The organism is Pseudomonas sp. FP1740, assembly GCF_030687165.1.
Classification (GTDB): Bacteria; Pseudomonadota; Gammaproteobacteria; order Pseudomonadales; family Pseudomonadaceae; genus Aquipseudomonas.
In genome coordinates this window covers 5,818,413-5,844,904 of the sequence record NZ_CP117461.1, presented here as the reverse complement: position 1 = coordinate 5,844,904, position 26,492 = coordinate 5,818,413, and the positions used below count along the sequence as shown (strand labels likewise).

Sequence of the window (26,492 nt, the reverse complement as noted above, 5' to 3'; positions counted from 1 at the left end):
TGAATGCGTGTATCGAAGCGCCCGAACATACGAGCAAAACGAGTTTTATATGACTGACAAAGACGTAAACAAAGTAAAGCGCAAGGGCACATTCAAGAGCGCACCGCTGCCAGTAGAAGCACCAACTGGCGCGCCACTGGCCGGCGAAGAGCTGGTCAAGGTTGCCGTAGCGGCCCTGGAAGACGTCAAGGCCCAGGACATCCAGGTGATCGACGTTCGTGAAAAGCAGAGCATCACTGACTACATGATCATCGCCACCGGTACGTCCAACCGCCAGATCGGCGCGATGCTGGACAAGGTCCGCGAAGCCGTCAAAGCCCAAGGCGTCAAGCCGCTGGGTGAAGAAGGCAAGGGCGACAGCGACTGGGTGTTGCTGGATATGGACGACGTCATCGTGCACATGATGACTGCCTCGGCGCGCCAGTTCTATGACCTGGAACGCCTGTGGGCCGGCGCCGAGCAAAGCCGTTCTGCCAGCGCTGCACACCACAGCCCTGAGAACACCCATGAGCATTTCACCAAGCTCAACAAAGACCAGCAATAAGGGAACGCTGTGCGACTGCGACTGATCGCCGTCGGTTCACGCATGCCCAAGTGGGTGGAAGAAGGCTGGCATGAATATGCCAAGCGTCTTCCTTCCGAGCTGGCGCTGGAACTGGTGGAAATTCCGCTCAACACCCGCGGCAAGAACGCTGACGTGGCGCGCTTTATCCGTCAGGAAGGCGAAGCCATGCTGGCCAAGGTCGGGCCGAACGAGCGCGTTGTCACCCTCGAAGTCCACGGCAAGCCCTGGAGCACCGAGCAACTGGCGGTCGAACTCGATCGCTGGCGGCTGGACTCGCGCACGGTGAATTTCATGGTCGGCGGCCCCGAGGGGCTGGCGCCGGAAGTCTGTGCCCGGGCGGATCAACGCTGGTCGTTGTCGCCGTTGACGTTGCCGCACCCGTTGGTGCGGATTCTGATCGGCGAACAGCTGTATCGTGCCTGGACAGTGCTGTCCGGCCACCCTTACCACAAGTAGTTCTGCCCTCATGTCCCAGCCGATCCGCATCAAGGACCACGAAAAAGACGCCCGTCTGGTGCGTGGCCGCGTCGTGTTCGGGGCTATTACGGTGGTGACGCTGATCGGCGTGCTGATCGCGCGGCTGTATTTCCTTCAGGTGATCCAGTACGAGTACCACTCGACCCTGTCGGAAAACAACCGCGTCCATGTGCAGCCGATTCCGCCGACTCGCGGGCTAATCTACGACCGCAATGGCGTGGTGGTGGCCGACAACCGGCCCAGCTTCAGCCTGAGCATGACCCGCGAACGCTCCGGCGACTGGCAGCAAGTGCTCGACGTGATCGTCGAAGTGCTGGAGCTGACGCCCGAGGACCGGGTGATCTTCGAGAAGCGGATGCGTCAGGGGCGTCGGCCATTCGAGCCGGTACCGATCCTGTTCGAGTTGACCGAAGAGCAGATCGCCCGCATCGCAGTGAACCAGTTCCGTCTGCCGGGTGTGGAAGTGGTCGCGCAGCTGGTGCGGCACTATCCGCAGGGCGCGCACTTTGCGCACTCGGTGGGTTACATGGGACGGATCAACGAGAAAGAGCTCAAGTCTCTGGACCCGGTGAGTTACAGCGGCACCCATCAAATTGGCAAAACCGGCATCGAGCGCTTCTACGAGCCCGAATTGCACGGTCAGGTCGGTTACGAAGAAGTCGAGACCAACGCCCGTGGCCGCGTGCTGCGGGTACTCAAACGTACCGAACCGATTTCCGGCAAGGACATCGTTCTGAGCCTGGACATCAAATTGCAGGAAGCTGCCGAAGCCGCGCTTGGCGGTCGCCGTGGCGCGGTCGTGGCGCTGGATCCGGCGACCGGCGAAGTGCTGGCGATGGTCAGCCAGCCGAGTTTCGACCCGAACCTGTTTGTCACCGGCATCAGTTTCAAGGCCTACTCCGAGCTGCGCGACTCCATCGACCGGCCACTGTTCAACCGCGTGCTGCGCGGTCTGTACCCGCCGGGTTCGACCATTAAGCCGGCGGTGGCGATTGCCGGTCTGGATGCGGGCGTGGTCACGGCGTCGACCCGGGTGTTCGACCCGGGCTACTACATGCTGCCCAACTACGATCACAAGTACCGCAACTGGAACCGTACCGGTGACGGCTTCGTCGATCTCGACACGGCGATCATGCGTTCCAACGACACCTACTTCTATGACCTGGCGCACAAGCTGGGGATTGATCGGTTGTCGTCCTACCTGAGCAAATTCGGTATTGGCCAGAAGGTCTCCCTGGATATGTTCGAAGAGTCGCCGGGGCTGATGCCGACACGGGAATGGAAGCGCGTGACCCGTCGTCAGGCCTGGTTCCCGGGCGAGACGCTGATTCTGGGGATCGGTCAGGGCTACATGCAGTCCACTCCGTTGCAATTGGCGCAGGCCACGGCACTGGTGGCCAACAAGGGGGTCTGGAATCGTCCGCACCTGGCCAAGACCATCGAGGGCGAGAAGCCGAAGGATGAAAATCCGATGCCGGACATTATCCTGCGCGACCCGTCGGACTGGACCAAGGTCAATCACGGTATGCAGCAGGTAATGCACGGTGCCCGGGGTACGGCGCGCAAGGCATCGATCGGCGCGCAATACCGGATCGCCGGCAAAAGTGGTACGGCCCAGGTGGTCGCGATCAAACAGGGCGAGAAGTACGACCGCTCCAAGGTGCAGGAACGCCACCGCGACCACGCCTTGTTCGTCGGCTTCGCGCCGGCCGATAACCCGAAAATCGTGGTGTCGGTGATGGTCGAGAACGGCGAGTCCGGTTCCGGCGTCGCCGCGCCGGTGGTGCGTCAAGTGATGGACGCCTGGCTCCTCGACCAGGACGGCCGACTGAAAGCCGAATACGCCAGCCCTATCAGTGCGGAGGCTACGGCCCGTGAAGAATAATTTCGATCGCATGCTCTCCAGCGAGGATGTGATGCGTCGCCGTGCGACGCTGTTGCAACGCCTGCACATCGACGGCCCGCTGCTGATTCTGCTGCTGACCCTCGCTGCCGGCAGCCTGTTCGTGCTGTATTCGGCCAGCGGCAAGAGTTGGGATCTGCTGGCCAAGCAAGCCACTTCCTTCGGCATCGGCCTGATATCGATGATTGTCATCGCCCAGTTCGAACCGCGCTTCATGGCCCGCTGGGTGCCGCTCGGCTATGTGGTCGGCGTGATCTTGCTGGTGGTGGTGGACGTCATGGGCCATAACGCCATGGGGGCCACCCGCTGGATCAATATCCCCGGGGTGATCCGCTTCCAGCCCTCGGAATTCATGAAGATCCTGATGCCGGCGACCATCGCCTGGTACCTGGCCAAGCGTTCCTTGCCACCCCAGCTCAAGCACGTGGGGATCAGTCTGGTGCTGATCGGTGTCCCGTTCATTCTGATCGTGCGTCAGCCCGACCTTGGCACTTCGTTGCTGATCCTCGCCGGGGGCGCGTTCGTGCTGTTCATGGGCGGCCTGCGCTGGCGCTGGATCCTCAGCGTGATTGCCGCCGCCGTGCCGGTGGCCGTGGCGATGTGGTTCTTCATCATGCACGACTATCAAAAGCAGCGAATCCTGACCTTCCTCGACCCCGAGAGCGATCCGCTGGGCACGGGCTGGAACATCATTCAGTCAAAAGCGGCCATCGGTTCCGGTGGCGTGTTCGGCAAGGGCTGGTTGCTCGGTACCCAGTCGCACCTGGACTTCCTGCCAGAAAGCCACACCGACTTCATTATTGCGGTCCTGGGTGAAGAGTTCGGCCTGGTCGGTATCTGCGCGCTGTTGCTGATTTACCTGCTGTTGATCGGTCGCGGGCTGGTGATTACCGCCCAGGCCCAGACATTGTTTGGCAAATTGCTTGCGGGCAGCCTGACCATGACGTTTTTTGTTTACGTTTTCGTCAACATCGGTATGGTCAGTGGCCTGTTGCCGGTGGTGGGGGTGCCGTTGCCGTTCATTAGCTACGGAGGAACTTCGCTGGTGACGCTACTGTCAGCGTTTGGGGTTTTGATGTCGATCCATACCCATCGCAAGTGGATCGCGCAGGTTTGAATAAGGTGAAGATTTCAATGCAAGTAATGCGTGGCTGGGCGACTCGATACGCACCGTGGGTCGGCCTGGTGAGCATCCTTGGTTCCGTGCAGGAAGCATTGGCCGGCGATTACGAAGGCTCACCCCAAGTGGCCGAGTTCGTTGGTGAAATGACCCGTGACTATGGCTTTGCCGGTGAACAGCTGATGGGCGTGTTCCGCGAAGCCGAGCGCAAACAGTCGATTCTGGACGCGATCTCCAAACCCGCCGAACGCGTCAAGCAGTGGAAAGAATATCGCCCGATGTTCATCACCGACGCGCGCATCGCCCGTGGCGTGGACTTCTGGCGTCAGCACGAGGCGGTGCTGGCCCGTGCGGAGCAGGAATACGGTGTGCCGGCGCAGGTGATCGTCTCGATCATCGGCGTCGAGACCTTTTTTGGTCGCAATACCGGTAATTATCGGGTGATCGACGCCTTGTCGACCCTGGGTTTCGACTATCCTCCCCGTGCTGATTTCTTCCGTAAGGAGTTACGTGAATTCCTGCTGCTGGCCCGTGAAGAGCAGGTCGACCCGTTGACCCTCAAAGGCTCCTATGCCGGAGCCATGGGCTTGCCGCAATTCATGCCGAGCAGCTTTCGCGCCTATGCGGTGGATTTCGACGGTGACGGCCACATTAATATCTGGAACAACCCCGATGATGCCATCGGCAGCGTCGCCAGTTATTTCAAGCAACACGGCTGGGTCGCCGGCGAGCCTGTGGTCAGCCGTGCCGATGTGCGCGGCGATCAGGTGGACGATGGGTTGACCGACGGCATCGAACCGACGAAAACCGTCGGGGAGTTGCGGGCGCTGGGCTGGTCGAGTCATGATGCGCTGCGCGATGATATGCCGGTCACGGCTTTCCGCCTGGAAGGTGACAATGGCCCTGAATACTGGATGGGTCTGACGAATTTTTACGCGATCACGCGTTATAACCGCAGCGTGATGTACGCCATGGCCGTGCATCAACTGTCTGAACAGCTGGTCCAAGCACGGGGCGTCAAGTAATGCGGGCATTGCCTATGAATAAACCCCTGAAGCTCATGGCATTCGCCGCGTTGGCGGTGCTGGTCGCCAGTTGTTCGACCAGCCGCTCGCCGACTCAGAAGTCTTCCACCGCCGTTCGTTCGGCCCCCGGCCTGGATATCAACCGGGCGCACAAGGATGGCGCACCCTGGTGGGACGTCGATGTATCGCGCATCCCGGATGCCACGCCGACCCTGCACAGCGGTCCTTATAAAGCCAACCCGTACACCGTGCTGGGCAAGACCTACTTCCCGCTGCAGGAATCCAAGACCTACGTCGCGTCGGGCACGGCGTCCTGGTATGGCACCAAGTTCCACGGCCAGAACACCGCCAACGGCGAGGTGTATGACCTGTATGGCATGAGCGCCGCCCACAAGACCTTGCCACTGCCAAGTTACGTTCGGGTGACCAACCTGGACAACAACAAGACGGTGATTCTGCGGGTCAATGACCGTGGGCCGTTCTATTCAGACCGGATCATCGACTTGTCCTACGCGGCCGCCAAGAAGCTCGGCTACGCTGAAATCGGCACGGCGCGGGTCAAGGTCGAAGGCATCGATCCGCAGGAATGGTGGGCGCAGAGAGGTCGTCCGGCACCGTTGATGCTCAACGAGCCGCAAGTGGCGCAAAATGCCGCGCCGACCGTGACGGCTTCCACTGGCACCGTCGAGCAATGGACGCCACCGCCGCAGCAACACGCCGCGGCCGTTGTGCCTGTGCAGATCGATGCAAAAAAAAACGCTTCTGTACCAGCCTCTGGCCAGTATCTGCAGGTGGGCGCGTTCGCCAACCCGGACGCTGCAGAACTCCTGAGATCGAAGCTCAGCGGGATGGTGAGCGCTCCGGTGTTCATCAGCTCGATCGTGCGTAACCAGCAGACTCTGCATCGGGTGCGCATGGGGCCGATCGGCTCTGCGGGTGAAATCCAGCAGGTGCAGAACAGCGTGCGGCTGGCCAATCTCGGCTCACCGAGCCTGGTCAGCGCCGAGTAACACGTAGTACTTGATTGACGGTTCGCTTGCGGTTTTGGGGGGCGAACCGGGTTGTTGGCTCGTTGAAGAACAAAAGCCCGGCAAGGGTTACAGAGTGAGCAACTGAACACGTGACAGCTTTTTGAAAAGTTGTCTGATTAGTTTTGCCTTAGGGCAGTTTCCATTAGCGATTTCGAGAGACGGATGAACATCACCACCTTTGCCAAACGCCTGTGCCTGCTAGTCCCGCTGCTTCTCTCTCCCGCGGCTTTCGCGGTCGAGATGATGCCGTCGCCACCGCAATTGGCCGCCAAAGCCTACGTACTCATGGACGCCAGCAGCGGCAACGTGCTGGTAGAGAACAACGGTGACCAGCGTCTGCCGCCGGCCAGCCTGACCAAGCTGATGACCGCGTACATCGCGACCCTGGAAATCCGTCGTGGCCAGATCGGCGAAAACGATCCGGTGACCGTCAGCGAGAACGCCTGGCGTACCGGTGGTTCGCGGATGTTCATCAAGGTCGGCTCGCAAGTTACCGTCAGCGACCTGCTGCACGGCATCATCATTCAGTCGGGCAACGACGCCAGTGTTGCGCTCTCCGAGCACATCGCCGGCAGCGAAGACGCATTCGCCGACCTGATGAACAAAACCGTTGCTGATCTGGGCATGACCAACACCCACTTCATGAACCCGACCGGTCTGCCGAACCCTGAGCACTACTCGTCGGCTCACGACATGGCCGTGCTGGCTCGCGCGATCATCCACGAAGACCCGGCTCACTACGCGATCTACTCGCAGAAAGAGTTCTTCTGGAACGGTATCAAGCAGCCTAACCGTAACCTGCTGCTGTGGCGCGACAAGACTGTCGACGGTCTGAAAACCGGTCACACCGACGAAGCCGGCTACTGCATGGTGTCTTCGGCCGTACGTGATGGCATGCGCCTGATCGCCGTGGTGTTCGGCACCAACAGCGAAGTGGCTCGTGCTGCCGAAACCCAGAAATTGCTGACTTACGGTTTCCGCTTCTTCGAAACCCAGACCTTCTATCAGAAAGGCGCCGAGCTGGCTCAGGCACCTGTCTGGAAAGGCACCACCAATCAAGTCAAGGCCGGCCTGGCTGAAGACCTGACCATGACCTTGCCAAAAGGCCAGCTGAAGAAGCTTGCTGCCAGCATGACCATGAACCCGCAACTGGTTGCACCCATCGCCAAGGGCGACGTGATCGGTAAAGTCGAAGTGAAACTGGACGACAAAGTGGTGCACAGCGCCGACCTGATCGCTCTGGACGCCGTCGACGAGGGTGGTATCTTCCGCCGCATGTGGGATAGCATCCGTCTATTCTTCTACGGCTTGTTCAACTGATAGTGTGCACCTGCAAGGCCCCACGCTGATCCGGCGTGGGGCCTTGCTGTCGCCACGGCTTACGCTTACGAGGCCGTTACGCCATGACCGATACCGAAGTAAAGGCGCCTAAGATCGAATTCCCCAACGTTGATTACCCGGTTAAGGTGATCAGCGATACGGGTGTGGGCAACAAAGACAAGATCATCGAGATCGTCAAGAAACACGCGACGATCAACCATGACCGCGTTGATGAGCGCCAAAGCACCAACGGCAAGTACACCACGATTCAGTTGCACATCGTCGCCACCGACCAGGACCAGCTGTACAACATCAACAGCGAACTGCGGGCTACCGGCTTCGTGCACATGGTGCTGTGATGCCTGGCACGCTGGGCTTTCGCGAACTCGGCCAGATGGCTTACGAGCCGGTCTGGCATGCCATGCAACGCTTCACCAACGAACGCGGCAGCGATGCCGCCGACGAGATCTGGCTGGTCGAGCACCCTCCGGTGTTCACCCAGGGCCAGGCCGGCAAGGCTGAGCACCTGTTGCTGCCAGGCGATATTCCGGTGGTGCAGGTCGATCGCGGTGGTCAGGTGACTTACCACGGTCCGGGCCAATTGGTGGCCTACCTGTTGCTGGATGTGCGCAAGCTGGGGTTCGGCGTGCGTGACCTGGTCAGCCGCATGGAGCAGTGCCTGATCGAGTTGCTGGCCAGTTACGGCGTGACCGCATCCGCCAAGCCGGATGCACCGGGTGTGTATGTCGATGGCGCGAAAATCGCGTCCTTGGGTCTGCGGATCCGCCACGGTTGCTCCTTTCATGGCCTGGCCCTGAACGTGGATATGAACCTGGAACCGTTTCGACGGATTAATCCCTGCGGCTATGCCGGGCTGGCGATGACCCAGCTCCGGGATCACGCAGGACCGATTGAATTTGCCGAGGTAAGTGCCCGGCTGCGCGCGCAGCTCGTCAAACACCTCGACTATGCTGAGCAGACGACCCTAACGGGCGGAATCGATTGATATGACTACTGATGCAGTGCAAACCATGATCCCGACGCTCGATGTCACCGAGCGTCCGGCCCCGCGTGCCAAGGTTGAAGCCGGCGTCAAGCTGCGCGGCGCCGAGAAGGTTGCACGCATCCCGGTGAAGATCATCCCGACCACCGAACTGCCGAAGAAACCTGACTGGATTCGCGTGCGCATCCCGGTTTCCCCGGAAGTCGACCGCATCAAGGCCTTGCTGCGCAAACACAAGCTGCACAGCGTTTGCGAAGAAGCATCCTGCCCGAACCTGGGCGAGTGCTTCTCCGGCGGCACCGCGACCTTCATGATCATGGGCGACATCTGCACCCGTCGTTGCCCGTTCTGCGACGTTGGCCATGGCCGTCCGAAGCCACTGGACGTGAACGAGCCGGAAAGCCTGGCCATTGCCATCGCCGACCTGAAACTGAAATACGTGGTCATCACCTCGGTAGACCGTGACGACCTGCGTGACGGTGGTGCCCAGCACTTTGCCGACTGCATCCGCGAAATCCGCAAACTGTCGCCGAACGTACAGCTCGAAACCCTGGTCCCGGACTACCGTGGCCGCATGGACATCGCGCTGGAAATCACCGCCGCCGAGCCGCCGGATGTGTTCAACCACAACCTGGAAACCGTGCCGCGCCTGTACAAGGCTGCGCGTCCAGGGTCGGATTACCAGTGGTCGCTGACCCTGCTGCAACGCTTCAAGCAGATGATGCCGCACATTCCGACCAAGTCCGGCCTGATGCTGGGTCTGGGCGAAACCGACGAAGAAGTCATCGAAGTCATGAAGCGCATGCGCGAACACGACATCGACATGCTGACCCTGGGCCAGTACCTGCAACCGTCCCGCAGCCACTTGCCGGTCCAGCGCTTCGTGCACCCGGACACCTTCGCCTGGTTTGCCGAGGAAGGCTACAAGATGGGCTTCAAGAACGTCGCTTCCGGCCCGCTGGTACGCTCCTCGTACCACGCCGACGAGCAGGCGAAGCTGGTCAAGGCCGAATTGATGTCGTCCTGATTCCGCGCTGAAAAAAGAACACGCCCGCAAGGTTAGTCCTTGCGGGCGTTTTCATTGGCGGTGCCCACATCCTCTGCAGGCTTTTCCTGCAAGCCGTGGTGCGACTGACCCTCTTTTGTTTATTCCCGTTCCTGACTACTGTGTGCTGAAGCATTCACACAGGGAGAATCATGGATGACTGCTCGACCGACCCACACCCTTTGTCCTCACGTCCCTGTTCCGGCCTTGCCGCCTGCAGGGCTGATCGGCGTCATTGCGCCTGCCGGCCCCGCTGCCCTGGACACCGATAAAGCGATTGCCTGGATGCGCGCTCGCGGCTATTCGCTGCGAGTGTTCCCCGGCGTTTACGAGAAAGACGGCTACCTGGCCGGCAGCGACGATGTGCGGCTCAATGACTTGCACGCGGCATTTACCGACAGCGAGGTCGACGCCATCATCTGTTTGCGTGGCGGTTACGGTACGCCGCGTTTGCTCGATCGTATCGATTTCGAGTTACTGCGCAACAATGCCAAACCGTTCATTGGCTATAGCGATATCACGGCACTGCATCTGGCAATCAGCCGTTATGCGGGGTTCGTGACGTTTCACGGCCCGATGCTCAATGCTGACCTGCTGGGTGACAAGCAGAAACCCACCGAGTCCTCGTTTTTCAACATGTTGCGCGGGCAAGTGACGGCGGACAGCGTGCTGGCGCACCCGGTGGCCTATCCGTTGACGACCGTCTCGCCAGGCATTGCTCACGGGCGTTTGCTGGGGGGCAATCTGTCGATGATCGCCGCGACCATGGGCACGCCTTACGAGATCGACGCCGAGGGCGCCATCCTGTTCATCGAAGACATCAACGAGCCGCTTTATCGCATTGATCGGCTGCTGACCCACTTGCGTCTGGCCGGCACGCTGCACAAGTTGCGCGGGGTTCTGGTGGGGGATGTGGCGGGCGTGGACACCATCGCGCTGGAGGGCTTGCTCAAGCAGACCTTCGCGTCGTTGCGCATACCCGTGCTGGCGGGGTGGCGCAGCGGGCATTGCGATCCGAATCTGACGTTGCCGATGGGGGCACTGGTCAGGCTGGATGCGGGGAGCAAGACGTTGGTGTTGGAGCAGGATGTGGTGATCAAGTAACAACACATCGCAAAAAAAGATCGCAGCCTTCGGCAGTTCCTACAGGTGTACACAAAACCCTGTAGGCGCTGTCGAAGGCTGCGATTTTTTGCTTTTAGCGGTTACGCAAACCTTCGAGCAACTTGTGCGTAGGGTACCCATCCGCCGGCCAGCCAAACGACTGCTGCGCGCTGCGGATTGCTTTACGGGTATTGGCGCCGATGATGCCGTCGGGGGTGCCGGCGTCATAGTTCCGGGCGCTCAGCAGGGTTTGCAGCTCGATTCGCTCGGTACGGCTCAGCGGCAAGTCATCTTTTGGCCATAGACCGTTGATCAGGCCACCGCCATTGAAACGCTCAGACAACAGGCTCACGCCCAAGGCGTAGGACGAAGAGTTGTTGTACTTGAGGATTGCGCGGAAGTTATCGAAGATCAGGAATGCCGGGCCGCGATAGCCTGCCGGCAGGAGCAGGGCGGCCGACAGGTGTTCGGAACCGGCCGGAACCTGGACACCATTGGGCAGGGTGACCCCCAGTTGCTGCCACTCGGCGACGCTTTTGCGGATCGCGCCATCGGCCAGGACGTAATTGAAGCTGCTCGGCAGTTGGACTTCGAAGCCCCACGGCTGGCCTTTCTGCCAGCCAGAGCTTTGCAGGTAGTGGGCGGTCGAGGCCAGTGCATCAGCGGCGCTGTTCCAGATGTCACGGCGGCCATCGCCGTCGAAGTCTACGGCGTGGGTGTTGTAGGTGGTCGGGATGAACTGGGTCTGGCCCATGGCGCCCGCCCAGGAGCCGAGCATTTTCTCGGGTTCAATATCGCCCTGTTGCAGGATTTGCAGGGCAGCGATCAGCTGCGCATGAGCAAAGCCTGGGCGTCGACCTTCATAGGCCAGGGTTGCCAGGGAGTTGATCACAGACTTGTTGCCCTGGAACTGACCGAAGTTACTCTCCATGCCCCACACCGCCACCAATGCCTGACGGTCGACGCCATAGCGCTGTTCGATGCTTTGCAGGATATCGGCGTACTGGCTGACCAGTGCCTGACCTTTGCGCACCCGCAGCGGCGACAGCGCGCCATCGAGGTATTCCCACACCGGACGAGTAAATTCCGGCTGGCTGCGGTCGGCACGGATCACGCTGGCGTCCAGGCTGACATTGGCAAAGGCACGGTCGAACAGGTCGGCGCGAATGCCGGCAGCGAGGGCGTCTTTGCGAAAACCCGCCTGCCATTCGGCAAAGGTCTGGGTGGGCTGGATGTCGAGATCCTCACCGGTCGGAACCACCGGCGGAATGACCGCAGGGGCCGTGGCAACGGCTTGGGTTTGAAGCGGCTGGGCGTCGGCGGCGGTGGGTTTTTCCGCGCAGGCGACAAGCAGAACGAGGCTGGAGGCAGCTATCAATTGGCGAAGGTGCCAACGACGGGAAAGACAAAGGGGCATGCACAGGTCCAGAGGATACGAATCAGGTGCAGACCTTAACATGTTGAGCGATGGCTTGCCTTTCAGGCTGCCAGAAAGTAAGAAGCCTCCCAGCTATTAGACTGGAAGGCTTCGCGGCGGTAGCTGCCTTTGCCCTTGCCGGCTCGTTCCTGACGGCTGCGGAACAGTGGCTGGGCGATGATGGATTTGGCCTTGTTGGGGCCATGCTTGGATGGCTTTTTGCTCATGATGATCTCTCGCAAGTGAGTGGATGTTGCGGGACAAATCATCGGCCGAAGTTGGGGTTCTGTCTAGTCCCGCATTGCGTAGGACCTTTCGCCGATCGCCCTGTAGCAGCTGGCGAAGCCTGCGTTCGGCTGCGCAGCAGTCGTAAACCCTGAGTCCGGAATCATCCTGACACACTGCGTCGTCTGACTTGGCGACTGCTTCGCAGCCGAACGCAGGCTTCGCCAGCTGCTACAGAGAGCGTGCTTACTCGGCAGGCAACGACAATCTCTGCCCAGCCATCAACAACGTCAACCGGCTCAAACTCATCCAGGGTGAACCCGCCGCCTGGCCTTTGATCTGCGCGTCGATGCGCTGTGCTTCAAGCAGCAATTGCGCCCAGCGTTGCGCCGAGTAGCGTTGCAGTGCCTTGCTCATCAGCGGTTTGCGCTTGTCCCAGACCGGCGGTCGCGCCTGGCTGAAGGCTTTGTCCAGCGGCACGCCCTGGCTGTATTGCAGCGACAGGTTGGCCAGCAGGCGCAGTTCACGGGCCAGCGCCCAGAGAATCACCGGCGGTTCGACGCCTTCGCCGCGCAGCCCTTCGAGCATGCGCAGGGCATGAGCGGCTTCGCCGTTGAGGATCGCGTCGGTCAAGCCGAAGACGTCGAAGCGCGCGCTGTCGGCCACCGCCGCTTGCACGGTTTCGACGGTGATCTGACCACCTTCGGCCATCAGCTTGAGCTTTTCGATTTCCTGGGCGGCAGCCAGCAAGTTGCCTTCGACCCGAGCGGCGATCAGTTCGACGGCGTCCTGGCTGGCGGAAAGCCCGGCCTGGGACAGTCGTTGACGAATCCAGCTCGGCAACTGGTTGGTGTCCACGGGCCAGATTTGCACGAACTGGGTTTGCGGACCTTCGACCAGTGCCTTGCCCCACTTGGTTTTCTGCGCGCTGCCATCAAGCTTGGGCAGGCTGATCAGCAGCAGCGTGTCTTCCGCCGGGCGCGAGCAGTACTCGATGAGCGCGGCGGCGCCTTTGTCACCAGGTTTGCCGGAGGGCAGGCGCAGTTCCAAAAGACGTTTTTCAGCGAACAGCGACATGCTTGCACCAGCCTGCAGTAGCGTACCCCAGTCGAAACTGGCGTCGGCGGCGAAGACCTGGCGTTCATCGAAACCTTGTTGGCGAGCAGCGGCGCGAATGGCGTCGGCGGCTTCCTGGCACAGCAGTGGGTCATCGCCACTGATGATGTAGACCGGCGCAAGAGCGCCTTGCAGGTGTTTACCGAGTTGGGCGGGGGCGAGTTTCATAAGAGGAGGCGAACGGGGCGCCTGAGCGCCCCGTAAGTCTTACTGCTGCGGCAGTTCGACAGGCGACTGACGCGGAGTCTCCGCTTCAGCCTTCTGTGCCGCTTCCAGCGCGGCGGCTTCAGCCTTGGCCCGGGCGTCGGCGGTCTGTTGCAGCTGTTCCAACTGAGTCGGGGTGAGCTGTTGCAGACGCAGCATCATGCGTTGAACCAGTTCACGACGAATGTCCTTGCGGGCATCGTTGGCTTCCTGGTCGGAGCCCACCAGGTTGTTGCCGTCGTGGATGAACACCTTCTGCACTTCAAGCTTGTCGCTCAGCAGTGGCAGGTCACCCTGACCACGGATGTCGTAATTGAGCACGGTGTTCACCTGGTACTCGCCAGTACGGCCGGCACCGGCATAGCTGAGGATGCGCTGGCTTTCCTGCTCATCGGTCAGCACCAGTTTGTAAGGTGCGCCGGTGTAGACCCGGACGCCGCTGCTTTCCAGTACCTGACGCAATTGTGTCACGGTTTCGCCGTAGGCATTGCGGGCGCTCAGGTCGAGTTCCTTGATCGCCAGTTCGGTGGTGCCGGTGCCACGCAGGTGGAAACCGCAGGCGCTCAGCAGGACTGCAAGGCCCATCACCAGCAAATTGCGTTTGATCATCTTGTTGCTCCCCTTGAAACCATGTGGGCCGGTCAAACGGCCCGAAAGGTTTTACTCGGCGCCAGGCTCACCTGGCGCCCGATCCAATTTTTAGCTGGCGACGATATTGACCAGTTTCCCGGGCACTACGATCACTTTGCGAATAGTCAGGCCATCGACGAAGCGCAGGACGTTTTCGTTAGCCCGTGCGGCGGCTTCAACTTCTTCGCGGCTGGCGCTGGCTGGCATTTCGATGTGGCCGCGCAGCTTGCCATTCACTTGAATGACCAGTTGCAGGCTGTCCTGTACCAGGGCGCTTTCGTCCAGCACCGGCCAACCGGCGTCGATCACCGGGGCGGCGTGGCCCAGGCGATGCCACAGCTCGTGGCTGATGTGCGGGGTGATCGGGGCCAGCAGCAGAGTCACGGTCTCCAGGCCTTCGTGAATCAGCGCGCGATCCTGTTCGGTGCCTTGCGGGGCTTTTTCCAGCACGTTCATCAGCGTCATCACCTGGGCGATGGCGGTGTTGAATTTGTGGTTCTGGCCGACGTCGTGGCTGGCCTGCTTGATGGCCTGGTGGATCGAACGGCGAATGGCTTTCTGCTCGTCGTTCAGGCTGGCGACATCCAGTTTGCCCGGCAGGCCCTGAGTGACGTGCGCTTGAGCCAGGCGCCAGACGCGCTTGAGGAAACGGTGCGAACCTTCAACTCCGGAGTCGGACCATTCCGCGCTCATGTCAGGTGGCGAGGCGAACATCATGAACAGGCGGCAGGTGTCTGCGCCGAACTGATCAATCATCGACTGTGGATCGACGCCGTTGTTCTTCGACTTGGCCATCTTCTCGGTGCCGCCGATTTCCACCGGCAGACCGTCTGCGATCAGCTTGGCGCTAATGACCTTGGCCTTGCTGTCGCGTTCGAGTTCGACGTCCGCCGGGTTGAACCAGGTGTAGGCACCGTTGGCTTCGCGACGGTAGTAAGTCTCGGCGATCACCATGCCCTGGGTCAGCAGGTTCTTGAACGGCTCGTTGGAGCTCACCAGGCCTTCATCGCGCATCAGCTTGTGGAAGAAGCGCGCGTAGAGCAGGTGAAGAATCGCGTGTTCGATACCGCCGATGTACTGATCCACCGGCAACCAGTGGTCGGCCGCCGATTTTTCTACCAGGCCACCTTCAAAGTGCGGCGAGGCGTAACGGGCGTAGTACCACGAGGACTCGACGAAGGTGTCCATGGTGTCGGTTTCACGCTTGGCCGGTGCGCCGCATTTCGGGCAAGCGCACTCGTAGAACTCGGGCATGCGCGCCAGCGGCGAACCAGCGCCGTCCGGTACCACGTCTTCCGGCAGCACCACGGGCAGTTGATCTTCCGGGACCGGCACATCACCGCAAGTATCGCAGTGGATGATCGGGATCGGGCAGCCCCAGTAGCGTTGACGGCTGATGCCCCAGTCGCGCAGACGGAACTGGGTGCGCGAGGCGCCGAGGTTTTTCTTGATCAGTGCGACTTCGATGGCGTCGAAAGCGCCTGCGAAGTCAAGGCCGTCGAACTCGCCGGAGTTGATCAGCGTGCCGTACTCGCCGTAAGCGTCCTGCCACGGGGCAGGATTGGTGTCACCTGCACTTGTGCGCACCACCGATTTGATCGGCAGGTTGTACTTGTGGGCGAATTCGAAATCACGCTCGTCGTGCGCCGGAACTGCCATGACCGCGCCATCGCCATAGTGCATCAGCACATAGTTGGCGACCCATACCGGGAGTTTCTCACCGGTCAGCGGGTGCTCGACGAACAGCGAGGTCGGCAGGCCTTTTTTCTCTTGAGTGGCGACGTCGGCTTCAGCAACGCTGCCGCCCTTGCATTCAGCGATGAACGCTTGCAGCTCAGGGTTGTTCTGCGCCGCCAGGGCAGCCAGGGGGTGTTCGGCGGCCACGGCAACGTAGGTTGCGCCCATCAGGGTGTCCGGACGGGTGGTGAAGACTTTCAACGCGCCGGCTTCACCGATGGAAGCGACGTCGTATGGGAACTGCACTTCCATGCCGCGGGATTTGCCGATCCAGTTGCGCTGCATGGTCTTGACCTGTTCAGGCCAGCCAGTCAATTCGTCGAGGCTCTCCAGCAGCTCATCCGCGTAAGCGGTGATCTTGAAGTAGTACATCGGGATTTCGCGCTTTTCAATCAGCGCGCCGGAACGCCAGCCGCGACCGTCGATCACTTGCTCGTTGGCCAGAACGGTCTGGTCGACCGGGTCCCAGTTCACGGTGCCGCTTTTTTTGTAAATCACGCCTTTTTCGAACAGGCGAGTGAACAGCCATTGTTCCCAGCGGTAGTAATCGGGCTTGCAGGTGGTCACTTCGCGCGACCAGTCCACCGCCAGGCCCAGGCTACGCAGCTGGCTTTTCATGTAGGCGATGTTTTCGTAGGTCCACTTGGCGGGCGCTACGTTGTTCTTCATCGCGGCGTTTTCCGCCGGCATGCCGAACGCGTCCCAACCCATGGGTTGCAGGACGTTCTTGCCTTGCATGCGCTGGTAGCGGGAGATCACGTCGCCGATGGTGTAGTTGCGCACGTGCCCCATGTGTAGCTTGCCGCTGGGGTAAGGGAACATCGACAGGCAGTAGAAAGTCTCCTTGCCTGGCTGTTCACTGACTTCAAAGGACTTTTGCTCGTCCCAGAACGACTGGGCGGCGGCTTCGATTTCACGGGGCTGATATTGTTCGTGCATGGCTACTTTTGAACTGAATAGGGGTGGCCTAATCCTCTTCAATGCAACGCTGGACGGTGATGACGCCAAATCGGCGTTTCGCTGCCCAGCCGAGCTGGAAGTGGAGTTACAGGAAGCGCCGTAGCATACATGACGGCACTCTACCGAGGGAAACCCTGATTACACGCAAGGGCGCGGCCAATTCCCGCCCCAAGGGCCGTTGGTCGCGGCGCTCAGCCGGTTTTTTCAGCGAAGCTAAGCTCTAAAAGGGGAGTGAGTCTTATCTTCAATGAGGTGATGGATGGTTGATTCACAGCAAAAAGCTACGAAACCGGAGTTGTACGAAAGACTGATCGACCGTCTCGCAATGGCCCTGGACGCGGCCAAAACCGCTGGACGGCTTCGCGACGAGCGTCCCCTGGAGCTGGAACTGCGTGGTTTGACCCCCGCAGAGTTTGAATTGGTCAAGGCCTATCTGGACCGCAGTGAACGTGAAACGCACGGATGCTTGTCAGCAGCAGTGAAGCAACTCGAGGCACCACGTACGGCCAAGATTGTCTGGCTCAAGGATAAGGCACCCGGCGGAGGCGCGGGAAAGGTCCGGTCTCTGCAGTTCAAGTAAGGACACTTGAAACCATGGCATATGGTTTTTTGAAATAAAGTCCTTCCGCATTTGTTGTCGCATTGCGTTAACCCACTTAGGCTTCGGGCATCTATGGAGATGCCCGATGCCTTTTCGTTATTTCATTAAACAACTTCTATTGCCGCCCGGCGTTCTTTTGCTGTTACTGGTACTCGCCTGGTGGTGGCGCCGCTCAAGGCCGAGGCTGGCGGGAGCGTGCTTCGTTATGGGTGTGGGCGGCTTCTGGTTGATGAGCCTGCCAGTCATGGTGGAGTGGACTGCCAGGGTTCTGGAGCGCGAGCCGCCGCTCGTACGCGAGGAATGGGCCACCCTGGGCCAGCGCGCCGACGCGATCGTGGTGCTGGGTTCAGGGCGTGAGCGTGGCGACCTGGCCTGGGGCGTCGACCAGCCCACCGGCGTAGGTCTTGGGCGCGAGCGTTATGCTGCGCGTCTGGCCAAGGCTTCCGGCTTGCCGATTCTGACCAGTGGCGGCCTGCATTACGGGACACCGCCGACTGAAGCGCAGCTGATGGCAGATTCGTTGCTCGATGATTTTGGCGTGACGGTACGCTGGCAGGAAGGGCGCAGCCGCACAACCTGGGAAAACGCGCAGTTCAGCGCCCAGGTATTGTTGCCGCAGGGGATCAAACGGGTGGTGGTCGTGACTCAGGCGTGGCATATGCCGCGGGCGGTCTGGAGCTTTGAACAGGCCGGATTTGAGGTGGTGCCGGCGCCAGTGGGGTTTTTGGGCGTGGACAATGCGCGGCCACTGGGTGGCTGGATGCCGGAATTCAAATCGATCTGGCAATCGGGGCAGTTGATGAATGAGCTCGTGGGGCAGGTCGGGTATTGGATGTTCTATCGAGGCGAGCCTGTTGAGGAGTGATCATTCCCACGCCAGTGCATGGGAATGATCCTGCCGGGTTAAACGGTCTTCGCCATCCGGTTGGCCATCAACGCCCAGCCAAACAACAGCACGCAAATGATGATCAACGGCCACGAACGCCATTGCAGATACGGCGTCAGGTTATGCATTGGCACCACTTCGCCGTACAGAATACCGCGTTCGAACTGCGGGATCCGGGCAGTGATCTGACCAAACGGGTTGATCAGGCCGGTCACGCCGTTGTTGGTGGCGCGGATCATCCAGCGGCCGGCCTCAAGGGCGCGCATCTGCGCCATCTGCAAATGTTGCAATGGGCCGATCGAGGTGCCAAACCAGGTGTCGTTGCTGATGGTCAGCAGCAAATCGCTGCGGGCGGCGAGGCCTGCGGCGAATTCCGGGTAGACCACTTCGTAGCAGATGTACGGCGCAATCTGATAACCCTTGGCCTGTAGCAGCGGTTGATCGGCCGGTCCACGGGCAAAGTCGGACATCGGCAGGTCGAAGAACGCGATCAGGCCGCGCAAGACTTCCTGCAACGGAACGTATTCGCCGAATGGCACCAGTTTCTGCTTCAGGTAAGTGCCATCGCCTTCACCGACAACGGTAATGCCGTTGAAGTAGCGCTTTTCGTGATGGACTTCCTGTCGAATCGGTACACCGGTAATCAGCGCGGATTTACGCTCTGCAGCGAAGCTGCCCATCATGTCCAGATAGCCCTCGGCGGACTCCTTGAGCACCGGGACCGCCGTTTCCGGCCAGATCAGCAGGTCGACGGGTTTGGAGCTGAAACTCATGTCGCGGTACAGCGCCAGCTGCGCGTTGATCTGCGACGGGTCCCATTTCATGCTTTGTTCGATATTGCCCTGAATCGCCGCGACGCTCAACGGCGCACCCGAAGGGCTGGTCCAGGCGTGTTCCTTGAGCGCCAGGCCGATCACCCACGGGCCGGCCAGCAGCAACACGCCAGCGGCAATAAAGCCCTTGCGAGCGCTGCGAATCAGGCGCGGTGTGTTGTAGATCAGCGCGGCGGTCAGGGCCAGCGCGAAGGAAATCAGCCACATCCCGCCGACCGGCGCGAGCCCAGCCAATGGGCCGTCGAGCTGGCTGTAACCGGAATACAGCCACGGGAAACCGGTGAGGAACCAGCCGCGAAAGGCTTCCTGTCCCACCCACAACGCTGCAAACGCCAGGGCATCGCCCAACGGCGCTTCGTTACGGCGCAACCAGCGTGCCCAAATCCAGGCGGGCAGGGCGAAGAACCAGGCAATCGCGGCGGTGAAGAGCAGCATCAAGAACCCGGCCAGCAGTACAGATGCGCCGCCGAAGTTGTGAATGCTGTAGTAGATCCAGCTGGTTCCACCGGCAAACAGGCCGAAACCGAAACACCAGCCACGGCCCAGGGCCTGACGGGGGCTCAGTTCGCGCAAGCCGGCGTAAAAGAAACCGACCGCCAGCAATGCCAGCGGCCAGATATCGAATGGCGCCAAGGCCAGGGTGGTGAGTGCACCGGCCGCCACGGCCAGCAGGTTACCGGGCCAGCCGGGGCGGGTCATCCAGCGCATTTCAATCCTTAGAGTTACCGAGCTATAGGTGTCAGACGCAGCAAATGAATCCGACGGCTGTCGGCGTTCAGGATGCGGAAGCGATAGGCGCCGATTTCGGTGATTTCGTTGCGTTTTGGCAAGTGCCCGAACGCGCTCATCACCAGTCCGCCGACGGTGTCGAATTCGTCGTCGGAGAACTCGCTGTCGAAGAACTCGTTGAAGTTCTCGATCGGCGTCAGGGCCTTGATCAGGAAGTCACCGCTGGGCAGCGGCTTGATGTAGCTGTCTTCTTCGACGTCATGCTCGTCTTCGATGTCGCCGACGATCTGTTCGAGCACGTCTTCGATGGTCACCAGACCGGCCACGCCGCCGTATTCGTCAATGACGATGGCCATGTGGTTATGGTTGGCGCGGAATTCGCGCAGCAGCACATTCAGGCGCTTGGACTCGGGCACGAAGGTGGCCGGGCGCAGCAGGTCCTTGATGTTGAAGCTGTCACCGTTCTCCTTGAGGATCAACGGCAGCAAGTCCTTGGCCAGCAACACGCCCATCACGTCATCATGGCTTTCGCCGATCACCGGGTAGCGGGAGTGGGCTGAGTCGACCACGGCAGGCAGGAACTCGCGAGGTGTCTGGGTCGCCTTGATGCTGATCATCTGCGAGCGCGGGACCATGATGTCCCGTACTTGCAGGTCTGCAACCTGGATGGCGCCTTCGACGATGGCCAGCGCTTCGCTGTCCAGCAACTTGTTTTGGTGTGCATCGCGCAGCAGCTCCAGCAGCTCCTGGCGGTTTTTCGGCTCGTGGGCAAAAGCCTGGGTGAGCTTACCCAGCCAAGACTTCTGCCCGTTGCTCGATCGATCTTCGCTCATAGCGATTACTCTGAATCCTTTGTTGTAACGATAGGGAATGTGTCTGTTTCGTCGTCCGCATAAGGGTCCGGATGACCCAGTTCTGCAAGCAACGTTCGTTCCAGTGCTTCCATTTCTTCGGCTTCGTCGTCATCTATATGGTCGTAACCAAGCAGATGCAAGCAGCCGTGAATGACCAGATGTGCCCAATGGGCGTTGAGTGCCTTGCCTTGTTCGGCGGCTTCGCGCTCGACCACGGCCACGCAGATCACCAGATCGCCCAGTAACGGGATATCCAGCAACTCGTCCGGCACATCGGCAGGGAATGACAGCACGTTGGTGGCGTAATCCTTCTGCCGCCAGGTGTGATTCAGTTCGCGGCCTTCTTCTTCATCGACCAGACGAATGGTCAGCTCGGAGTCGGCGGTGCGCTGGCGCAGGGCCAGTTCGCACCATTTCCGGAACTCGGCTTCACTCGGGGCAGGTGCGTCGCTGGCCAGTTGCAGATCAAGCTCAAGCATCGTGTGGGGTGTCCTTTGGCGCGGCATCGGCAGCGCGATTTTCGAAGCGCTCGTACGCCTCGACGATGCGTTGTACCAGCGGATGGCGCACCACGTCCTTGGGCTGGAAGTGGGTGAAGCTGATGCCCGGAACGTCCTTGAGCACTTCGATCACATGATGCAGCCCGGACTTGGTGCCGCGTGGCAGGTCGACCTGGGTGATGTCACCGGTGATGACCGCCGTGGAGCCAAAGCCGATCCGGGTCAGGAACATCTTCATTTGTTCGACGGTGGTGTTCTGGCTTTCGTCGAGGATGATGAAGCTGTTGTTCAGCGTGCGGCCGCGCATGTAGGCCAGTGGCGCGACTTCAATGACCTGGCGCTCGATTAGCTTGGCGACATATTCGAAGCCGAGCATTTCGTAGAGCGCGTCGTAGAGCGGGCGCAGGTACGGGTCGATTTTTTGCGACAGGTCGCCGGGCAGGAAGCCAAGTTTTTCACCCGCTTCAACCGCCGGGCGCACCAACAGAATGCGACGAATCTGCTCGCGTTCCAGTGCGTCTACCGCGCAGGCAACAGCCAGATAGGTCTTGCCGGTACCGGCGGGGCCGATGCCGAAATTAATGTCGTTACCGAGGATTTCCTTCACGTAGCGCAGTTGATTCAAGCCGCGAGGGCGAATCATGCCTTTTTTGGTGCGCAAGGCGACGGACGGTTCGGCGGGGGAGTGGTTGTCCAGTTCCTCGACGGCCGATTCCTGCAGGAACAGGTGAACCATGTCCGGCGACAGCTCGGTACCCTTGGTTTCTCGGTACAAGCGACGCAGGAGGTTTTCCGCGGAGGTGGTGTGCTTGGGCTCGCCGATCAGTTCGAACTGGTTTCCGCGGTTGCGGATCTCGATGGTCAGGCGCTGTTCGATCAAGCGTAGATGCTCGTCGAATTGCCCGCACAGATTGGCGAAGCGGCGAGCTTCAAAAGGCTCGAGGATGAAACGATGTGGTTCTATGGGTGCGTTCAAGGTCGTATTTAGCCGCCCTGGGGCAATTATGATGAAATCAAGGATAACGCCAGTCGCCTGGGTGCGAAAGCTCTTAAATAAGATGCCGGAATCTGACACCTGAACTGTGGCGAGGGGGCTTGCCCCCGTTCGGCTGCGAAGCAGTCGCAAAGTATTGGGGATCGCTTCGCGATCCAACGGGGGCAAGCCCCCTCGCCACAAAAGCCCGGCTCCCGCAGGAGGCGAGGTGTTATTGGATCAACGAACCGCGCAGCGAGTGCGGTTGCGCGGCATCGATGTGCACGTCGGCGAACTGGCCGATCAGGGTCGGATTGTCGCAGCGGAAGTTGACGATACGGTTATTCTCGGTGCGCCCCTGCAGTTCGCCAGGGTCTTTTTTCGAATAATCGGTAACCAGAATCCGCTGAATGGAGCCCACCATTTGTCGGCTGATCTCGAACCCTTGCTGGTTCAGGCGATGTTGCAGGGCATTCAGGCGTTCTTTTTTCAGCTCTTCCGGCGTTTCGTCGGCCAGGTCGGCGGCCGGGGTGCCCGGGCGCTGGCTGTAGACGAACGAGTAGGAGAAGTCGAAACCGACGTCTTCGATCAGCTTCATGGTCTGTTCGAAGTCTTTTTCGGTCTCGCCCGGGAAGCCGACGATAAAGTCCGAACTGATGCAGATCCCCGGCACGGCGGCCCGCAGTTTGCGCAGTTTGGACTTGTACTCCAGCGCGGTGTGGTTGCGCTTCATCGCCGCGAGGATCCGGTCGGAGCCTGATTGCACCGGCAAGTGCAGGTGTTTTACCAGTTCCGGCACGTCGGCGTGGGCCTGGATCAGGCTGTCGGAGAACTCCAGCGGGTGTGAAGTGGTGTAGCGAATCCGGTCGATGCCATCGACTGCGGCGACTACCCGGATCAATTCCGCCAGGTCGGCCAGACGACCATCGTGAGTGGTCCCGCGATAGCCGTTGACGTTTTGCCCCAGCAGGGTCACTTCGCGCACGCCGTTTTCGGCCAGGTGGATGATCTCGGCAATCACGTCGTCGAACGGCCGGCTGACTTCTTCACCGCGGGTATAAGGCACCACGCAGAAAGTGCAGTACTTGCTGCAGCCTTCCATGACCGACACGTAAGCGCTCGGCCCATCGATGCGCGGTTCGGGCAAGTGGTCGAATTTTTCGATTTCCGGGAACGAGACGTCGACTTGCGGCAGTTTGGTAGCGCGCGCGGCGTCGATCATTTCCGGCAGACGGTGCAGGGTCTGCGGGCCGAACACCACGTCGACATACGGAGCGCGATCACGGATGGCCGCGCCTTCCTGGCTGGCCACGCAACCGCCGACGGCGATGACCATTTCCGGATTGGCCAGTTTCAGTTCGCGCCAGCGGCCGAGCTGGGAATACACCCGGTCCTGGGCGCGTTCACGGATCGAGCAGGTATTGAGCAGGATCACGTCGGCGTCTTCAGCGCGGGCAGTGACTTCCAGGGCCTGATGTTCACCCAACAGATCGACCATGCGCGAGCTGTCGTACTCGTTCATCTGGCAACCGTGGGTTTCGATGTAAAGCTTCTTGGCCATGGAAAGATTCATCACGTGATTCAAAGAACCGCGCATTATAGGGAACATGTTCCAAGGTTCCTACCGCTGCGCGTCCGGTGGCTATGCTATAGTTCGCGCCCTCATTTTTATCCCCGATGTGTTACCCGCCCACCATGACCAAACGTGAAGCTCCAATCTACAAGGTGATTTTCCTCAATCAGGGCCAGGTGTTCGAAATGTACGCCAAGCAGATCTATCAAAGTGATCTGTGGGGCTTTCTGGAAGTGGAAGAGTTCGTCTTTGGCGAGCGCACGCAAGTGGTCGTCGATCCGAGCGAAGAAAAGCTCAAGGCTCAGTTCGAAGGCGTTGTGCGCAGTTTTGTGCCGATGCATTCGATCGTGCGCATCGACGAGGTCGAGCGCCTCGGCACGCCGAAAATCAGCGAAGCCCGCGGCGCGGTCGGTAATGTCATGCCGTTTCCGATGCCGATGCCTGAGAAGTAAGCAGCAGGTTTTTCTAAGGTGAGAATTGATCGTTCCCACGCTCTGCGTGGGAACGCCGCCTTCGACGCTCTGCGTCGGTGACGCGGAGCGTCACGGGATGAATTCCCACGCAGAGCGTGAGAACTATCGGATCCGGCAATTCAGGGAAGTGGCGAAAACGGCGTACGCCCGTCGGCGCTCTGCAATTCCATCAGGTATTTACGGAAAATTTGCCCCAGCACCTGGGTAGCAACTTCCAGGTCTTCGCGGGGCATTTTCTCGGCGACTTCGTCGGCGGTGTCCAGCGCGTCTTCGGCGCCGTTGACCGCGGCCATTTTCAGCACGATATACGCCTGAATGTTATTGGCCGGTACACCTTCGCCATGGAAGAACATGGTGCCGAGTTTGAATTGCGCCTGGGCATGACCTTGCAGCGAGGCCTTTTCGAAGTAGCTCAGGGCTTTATTGAGGTCGCGCGGCACGCTTTTGCCTTCGTAGTAGAACTCACCCAACTCGTATTGCGCTTGCGCATCCCCTTCATCCGACGCTTTCTGGCAGGCGGCGAGCGCTTGCGTCAGGTCTTGCGGCTGAGTATTGAGGGTGCAGCGACCCATCGCCGGGATCAACAACGAGTTGCCGCCTGCTTGTGCGAGCGCGAGCAGGGGCTGAAGGAGCAACAGGCAGCCCAATGCAAGGGTGCGGCCGGTGCGGTTCATGGGAATCGACTTACCTCTGAGGGGCGCGCGGACCCGTCGAGGGATCCAATAAGCGCGCATTATGAAATAAGCAGGGGCAACCTTACAAAGTCTTTACTCGTTTTTCTGCTGCGCGGGGACTATATCACCCACTTTGCGGGGGATTATTGGCAGCTGAGCAGGAAAAAGGGTGCGGATGTAGGTGAAAGCTGACGCTGGCAATCGCCAACGTCAGCGTCGCAGATTTACTTCAGTGCGGCGAAGGCACGTTCGGCGGCGTCCAGCGTCAGTTTCAACTCGGTTTCGCCGTGGGCAATCGAGGTGAAGCCGGCTTCGAAGGCGCTCGGCGCCAGGTACACGCCGCCCTCGAGCATCAGGTGGAAGAAGCGCCCGAACAGGTTCGCATCGCTGGCCATCACGTCATCGAAGGTGACGATATCGTCGGCGCCGCTGAAGTACAGACCGAACATGCCGCCGGCCTGAGTGGTCACGAACGGAATGCCAGCGGCATCGGCGCGCTGTTGCAGGCCATCGAGCAGGCGGCTGGTGTAGTCGCTCAGTTCAGCGTGGAAACCCGGACGACTGATCAGACGCAGCGTGGTCAGGCCAGCCGCCATCGCCAGCGGGTTACCCGACAACGTACCGGCCTGGTAGACCGGGCCTAGTGGCGCGATGTGTTCCATGATTTTGCGTTTGCCGCCGAAGCAGCCCACTGGCATGCCGCCACCGATGATCTTGCCGAAGGTGCTCAGGTCCGGTGTTACGCCGTAATAGGCTTGGGCTCCGCCGAGGGCGACACGGAAACCGGTCATCACTTCGTCGAAAATCAGCACCACGCCGTGCTTGTCGCACAGGGTCCGCAGGCCTTCGAGGAAACCCGGTGCCGGCGGTACGCAGTTCATGTTGCCGGCCACCGGTTCGACGATGATGCACGCCACGTCCTGGCCGACTTCGGCGAGCATGGTTTCGACCGCGTCGATGTCGTTGAACGGCAGGGTCAGGGTGTGTTTGGCGAACGCCGCCGGTACACCGGCCGAGCTCGGTACGCCTTGGGTCAGGGCGCCGGAGCCGGCCTTGACCAGCAGGCTGTCGGAGTGGCCGTGGTAGCAGCCTTCGAATTTGATGATGCTGTCGCGACCGGTGAAACCACGGGCCAGACGGATCGCACTCATGGTCGCTTCGGTGCCGGAGCTGACCATGCGCACCATTTCCATCGACGGCACGATCGAGCAGACCAGATCGGCCATCTCGGTTTCCATCGCGGTCGGGGCGCCGTAGGACAAGCCGTGCTCCAACTGTTTGCGTACCGCGTCCAGCACGTCCGGGTGGCTGTGGCCGAGAATCATCGGGCCCCAGGAACCGACGTAATCCACATAGCGCTTGTCGTCTTCGTCGGTGACGTAGGCGCCTTCGGCGTGTTTGAAGAACAACGGCGTGCCGCCAACGCTCTTGAACGCACGAACAGGCGAGTTCACGCCTCCGGGGATGTGTTTCTGGGCATTGGCAAACAGGGTTTCGGAACGAGACATTATTTG

26 protein-coding genes are annotated in these 26,492 nt (G+C 60.4%); 14 read left to right on the top strand and 12 right to left on the bottom strand.

All coding sequences use genetic code 11. From position 1 onward, the window contains the following. Nucleotides 1-49 precede the first annotated feature (49 nt). The 11 genes from rsfS (at nt 50) to PSH69_RS26215 (ending at nt 10,593) form a co-directional block, all read left to right on the top strand. On the top strand, nt 50-544 hold the full coding sequence (gene rsfS, locus PSH69_RS26265) for a ribosome silencing factor (RefSeq protein ID WP_019581345.1): 495 nt from the start codon (nt 50-52) through the stop codon (nt 542-544). Between the two features lie 9 nt (nt 545-553). Further along, nucleotides 554-1,021 carry a 23S rRNA (pseudouridine(1915)-N(3))-methyltransferase RlmH gene (rlmH, locus tag PSH69_RS26260; protein WP_007937439.1) on the top strand — a complete coding sequence of 156 codons (468 nt, stop codon included), beginning with the start codon at nt 554-556 and terminating at the stop codon, nt 1,019-1,021. Between the two features lie 10 nt (nt 1,022-1,031). Next, on the top strand, nt 1,032-2,927 hold the full coding sequence (gene mrdA, locus PSH69_RS26255; protein ID WP_305410250.1) for a penicillin-binding protein 2: 1,896 nt from the start codon (nt 1,032-1,034) through the stop codon (nt 2,925-2,927). A gap of 31 nt (nt 2,928-2,958) precedes the next feature. Next, complete coding sequence (gene rodA, locus PSH69_RS26250) at nt 2,959-4,062, top strand: rod shape-determining protein RodA (protein WP_019650887.1); 1,104 nt, start codon at nt 2,959-2,961, stop codon at nt 4,060-4,062. Between the two features lie 17 nt (nt 4,063-4,079). Continuing rightward, nucleotides 4,080-5,090 (top strand): lytic murein transglycosylase B, encoded by a 1,011-nt coding sequence (gene mltB, locus PSH69_RS26245; RefSeq protein WP_305410249.1) that lies wholly within the window; start codon nt 4,080-4,082, stop codon nt 5,088-5,090. Next, nucleotides 5,090-6,100 carry a septal ring lytic transglycosylase RlpA family protein gene (locus PSH69_RS26240; RefSeq protein ID WP_026345997.1) on the top strand — a complete coding sequence of 337 codons (1,011 nt, stop codon included), beginning with the start codon at nt 5,090-5,092 and terminating at the stop codon, nt 6,098-6,100. The genes mltB and PSH69_RS26240 overlap by 1 nt, the downstream gene beginning before the upstream one ends. Nucleotides 6,101-6,283: 183 nt before the next feature. Beyond that, nucleotides 6,284-7,441, top strand: a complete 1,158-nt coding sequence (locus PSH69_RS26235) for a D-alanyl-D-alanine carboxypeptidase family protein (RefSeq protein WP_018925757.1) — start codon at nt 6,284-6,286, stop codon at nt 7,439-7,441. Between the two features lie 83 nt (nt 7,442-7,524). Then, nucleotides 7,525-7,800, top strand: coding sequence for a DUF493 domain-containing protein (locus PSH69_RS26230; protein WP_003215438.1), 276 nt, complete (start codon nt 7,525-7,527; stop codon nt 7,798-7,800). Then, the gene (lipB, locus tag PSH69_RS26225) at nt 7,800-8,447 is read left to right on the top strand and encodes a lipoyl(octanoyl) transferase LipB (RefSeq protein WP_007937425.1); all 648 of its coding nucleotides are present in this window, start codon (nt 7,800-7,802) and stop codon (nt 8,445-8,447) included. Before PSH69_RS26230 ends, lipB begins: the two co-directional genes overlap by 1 nt. Nucleotide 8,448: 1 nt before the next feature. Then, a complete protein-coding gene (lipA, locus tag PSH69_RS26220; protein ID WP_007937422.1) occupies nt 8,449-9,471 on the top strand; it encodes a lipoyl synthase in 1,023 nt (340 codons plus the stop codon). A 174-nt stretch (nt 9,472-9,645) separates the two neighbouring features. Continuing rightward, the gene (locus PSH69_RS26215) at nt 9,646-10,593 is read left to right on the top strand and encodes an LD-carboxypeptidase (RefSeq protein WP_018925758.1); all 948 of its coding nucleotides are present in this window, start codon (nt 9,646-9,648) and stop codon (nt 10,591-10,593) included. Between the two features lie 94 nt (nt 10,594-10,687). On the opposite strand, the gene PSH69_RS26210 is transcribed toward PSH69_RS26215, so the two are convergent. The 5 genes from PSH69_RS26210 to leuS form a co-directional block, all read right to left on the bottom strand. Further along, nucleotides 10,688-12,010: a lytic murein transglycosylase gene (locus PSH69_RS26210; RefSeq protein WP_305410248.1), complete on the bottom strand. Its 1,323-nt coding sequence runs from the start codon at nt 12,008-12,010 to the stop codon at nt 10,688-10,690. Between the two features lie 62 nt (nt 12,011-12,072). Beyond that, the gene (gene arfA / locus PSH69_RS26205) at nt 12,073-12,237 is read right to left on the bottom strand and encodes an alternative ribosome rescue factor ArfA (RefSeq protein WP_003176285.1); all 165 of its coding nucleotides are present in this window, start codon (nt 12,235-12,237) and stop codon (nt 12,073-12,075) included. A 244-nt stretch (nt 12,238-12,481) separates the two neighbouring features. Further along, nucleotides 12,482-13,519: a DNA polymerase III subunit delta gene (gene holA / locus PSH69_RS26200; RefSeq protein WP_007937416.1), complete on the bottom strand. Its 1,038-nt coding sequence runs from the start codon at nt 13,517-13,519 to the stop codon at nt 12,482-12,484. A gap of 39 nt (nt 13,520-13,558) precedes the next feature. Next, complete coding sequence (gene lptE, locus PSH69_RS26195; RefSeq protein WP_305410247.1) at nt 13,559-14,164, bottom strand: LPS assembly lipoprotein LptE; 606 nt, start codon at nt 14,162-14,164, stop codon at nt 13,559-13,561. Between the two features lie 90 nt (nt 14,165-14,254). Next, nucleotides 14,255-16,861 (bottom strand): leucine--tRNA ligase, encoded by a 2,607-nt coding sequence (gene leuS, locus PSH69_RS26190; protein ID WP_305410246.1) that lies wholly within the window; start codon nt 16,859-16,861, stop codon nt 14,255-14,257. Nucleotides 16,862-17,141: 280 nt separating this feature from the next. Between leuS and PSH69_RS26185 the strand changes: the two genes are divergently transcribed. Further along, on the top strand, nt 17,142-17,462 hold the full coding sequence (locus PSH69_RS26185) for a hypothetical protein (RefSeq protein WP_305410245.1): 321 nt from the start codon (nt 17,142-17,144) through the stop codon (nt 17,460-17,462). A gap of 106 nt (nt 17,463-17,568) precedes the next feature. Beyond that, complete coding sequence (locus tag PSH69_RS26180) at nt 17,569-18,348, top strand: YdcF family protein (protein WP_305410244.1); 780 nt, start codon at nt 17,569-17,571, stop codon at nt 18,346-18,348. Between the two features lie 38 nt (nt 18,349-18,386). On the opposite strand, the gene lnt is transcribed toward PSH69_RS26180, so the two are convergent. From lnt to miaB, 5 genes are all read right to left on the bottom strand, one after another. Then, a complete protein-coding gene (gene lnt, locus PSH69_RS26175; RefSeq protein WP_305410243.1) occupies nt 18,387-19,910 on the bottom strand; it encodes an apolipoprotein N-acyltransferase in 1,524 nt (507 codons plus the stop codon). Nucleotides 19,911-19,924: 14 nt separating this feature from the next. Then, on the bottom strand, nt 19,925-20,764 hold the full coding sequence (locus PSH69_RS26170; protein WP_007909641.1) for an HlyC/CorC family transporter: 840 nt from the start codon (nt 20,762-20,764) through the stop codon (nt 19,925-19,927). A 5-nt stretch (nt 20,765-20,769) separates the two neighbouring features. Continuing rightward, on the bottom strand, nt 20,770-21,264 hold the full coding sequence (gene ybeY, locus PSH69_RS26165) for an rRNA maturation RNase YbeY (RefSeq protein ID WP_305410242.1): 495 nt from the start codon (nt 21,262-21,264) through the stop codon (nt 20,770-20,772). Continuing rightward, entirely contained in the window at nt 21,257-22,261 is a 1,005-nt protein-coding gene (locus PSH69_RS26160; RefSeq protein ID WP_019020889.1) for a PhoH family protein, read from the bottom strand. Before PSH69_RS26160 ends, ybeY begins: the two co-directional genes overlap by 8 nt. A gap of 229 nt (nt 22,262-22,490) precedes the next feature. Then, nucleotides 22,491-23,819, bottom strand: a complete 1,329-nt coding sequence (gene miaB, locus PSH69_RS26155; RefSeq protein ID WP_018925767.1) for a tRNA (N6-isopentenyl adenosine(37)-C2)-methylthiotransferase MiaB — start codon at nt 23,817-23,819, stop codon at nt 22,491-22,493. Between the two features lie 134 nt (nt 23,820-23,953). Between miaB and PSH69_RS26150 the strand changes: the two genes are divergently transcribed. Then, complete coding sequence (locus PSH69_RS26150) at nt 23,954-24,283, top strand: DUF1820 family protein (protein WP_003185742.1); 330 nt, start codon at nt 23,954-23,956, stop codon at nt 24,281-24,283. 140 nt (nt 24,284-24,423) lie between these two features. On the opposite strand, the gene PSH69_RS26145 is transcribed toward PSH69_RS26150, so the two are convergent. Together PSH69_RS26145 and hemL are read right to left on the bottom strand one after the other, a co-directional pair. After that, nucleotides 24,424-24,978 carry a tetratricopeptide repeat protein gene (locus tag PSH69_RS26145; protein WP_019650898.1) on the bottom strand — a complete coding sequence of 185 codons (555 nt, stop codon included), beginning with the start codon at nt 24,976-24,978 and terminating at the stop codon, nt 24,424-24,426. Between the two features lie 224 nt (nt 24,979-25,202). Beyond that, nucleotides 25,203-26,486, bottom strand: a complete 1,284-nt coding sequence (gene hemL / locus PSH69_RS26140) for a glutamate-1-semialdehyde 2,1-aminomutase (protein ID WP_258671238.1) — start codon at nt 26,484-26,486, stop codon at nt 25,203-25,205. Nucleotides 26,487-26,492: the final 6 nt, after the last annotated feature.

Bases quoted from the DNA above. Each gene is read 5' to 3' on its own strand.
- rsfS (WP_019581345.1), top strand. From the start codon at position 50: ATGACTGACAAAGACGTAAACAAAGTAAAGCGCAAGGGCACATTCAAG.
- mrdA (WP_305410250.1), top strand. From the start codon at position 1,032: ATGTCCCAGCCGATCCGCATCAAGGACCACGAAAAAGACGCCCGTCTG.
- rodA (WP_019650887.1), top strand. From the start codon at position 2,959: ATGCGTCGCCGTGCGACGCTGTTGCAACGCCTGCACATCGACGGCCCG.
- mltB (WP_305410249.1), top strand. From the start codon at position 4,080: ATGCAAGTAATGCGTGGCTGGGCGACTCGATACGCACCGTGGGTCGGC.
- PSH69_RS26240 (WP_026345997.1), top strand. From the start codon at position 5,090: ATGCGGGCATTGCCTATGAATAAACCCCTGAAGCTCATGGCATTCGCC.
- PSH69_RS26235 (WP_018925757.1), top strand. From the start codon at position 6,284: ATGAACATCACCACCTTTGCCAAACGCCTGTGCCTGCTAGTCCCGCTG.
- PSH69_RS26230 (WP_003215438.1), top strand. From the start codon at position 7,525: ATGACCGATACCGAAGTAAAGGCGCCTAAGATCGAATTCCCCAACGTT.
- lipB (WP_007937425.1), top strand. From the start codon at position 7,800: ATGCCTGGCACGCTGGGCTTTCGCGAACTCGGCCAGATGGCTTACGAG.
- lipA (WP_007937422.1), top strand. From the start codon at position 8,449: ATGACTACTGATGCAGTGCAAACCATGATCCCGACGCTCGATGTCACC.
- PSH69_RS26215 (WP_018925758.1), top strand. From the start codon at position 9,646: ATGACTGCTCGACCGACCCACACCCTTTGTCCTCACGTCCCTGTTCCG.
- PSH69_RS26210 (WP_305410248.1), bottom strand. From the start codon at position 12,010: ATGCCCCTTTGTCTTTCCCGTCGTTGGCACCTTCGCCAATTGATAGCT.
- arfA (WP_003176285.1), bottom strand. From the start codon at position 12,237: ATGAGCAAAAAGCCATCCAAGCATGGCCCCAACAAGGCCAAATCCATC.
- holA (WP_007937416.1), bottom strand. From the start codon at position 13,519: ATGAAACTCGCCCCCGCCCAACTCGGTAAACACCTGCAAGGCGCTCTT.
- lptE (WP_305410247.1), bottom strand. From the start codon at position 14,164: ATGATCAAACGCAATTTGCTGGTGATGGGCCTTGCAGTCCTGCTGAGC.
- leuS (WP_305410246.1), bottom strand. From the start codon at position 16,861: ATGCACGAACAATATCAGCCCCGTGAAATCGAAGCCGCCGCCCAGTCG.
- PSH69_RS26185 (WP_305410245.1), top strand. From the start codon at position 17,142: ATGGTTGATTCACAGCAAAAAGCTACGAAACCGGAGTTGTACGAAAGA.
- PSH69_RS26180 (WP_305410244.1), top strand. From the start codon at position 17,569: ATGCCTTTTCGTTATTTCATTAAACAACTTCTATTGCCGCCCGGCGTT.
- lnt (WP_305410243.1), bottom strand. From the start codon at position 19,910: ATGCGCTGGATGACCCGCCCCGGCTGGCCCGGTAACCTGCTGGCCGTG.
- PSH69_RS26170 (WP_007909641.1), bottom strand. From the start codon at position 20,764: ATGAGCGAAGATCGATCGAGCAACGGGCAGAAGTCTTGGCTGGGTAAG.
- ybeY (WP_305410242.1), bottom strand. From the start codon at position 21,264: ATGCTTGAGCTTGATCTGCAACTGGCCAGCGACGCACCTGCCCCGAGT.
- miaB (WP_018925767.1), bottom strand. From the start codon at position 23,819: ATGGCCAAGAAGCTTTACATCGAAACCCACGGTTGCCAGATGAACGAG.
- PSH69_RS26150 (WP_003185742.1), top strand. From the start codon at position 23,954: ATGACCAAACGTGAAGCTCCAATCTACAAGGTGATTTTCCTCAATCAG.
- PSH69_RS26145 (WP_019650898.1), bottom strand. From the start codon at position 24,978: ATGAACCGCACCGGCCGCACCCTTGCATTGGGCTGCCTGTTGCTCCTT.
- hemL (WP_258671238.1), bottom strand. From the start codon at position 26,486: ATGTCTCGTTCCGAAACCCTGTTTGCCAATGCCCAGAAACACATCCCC.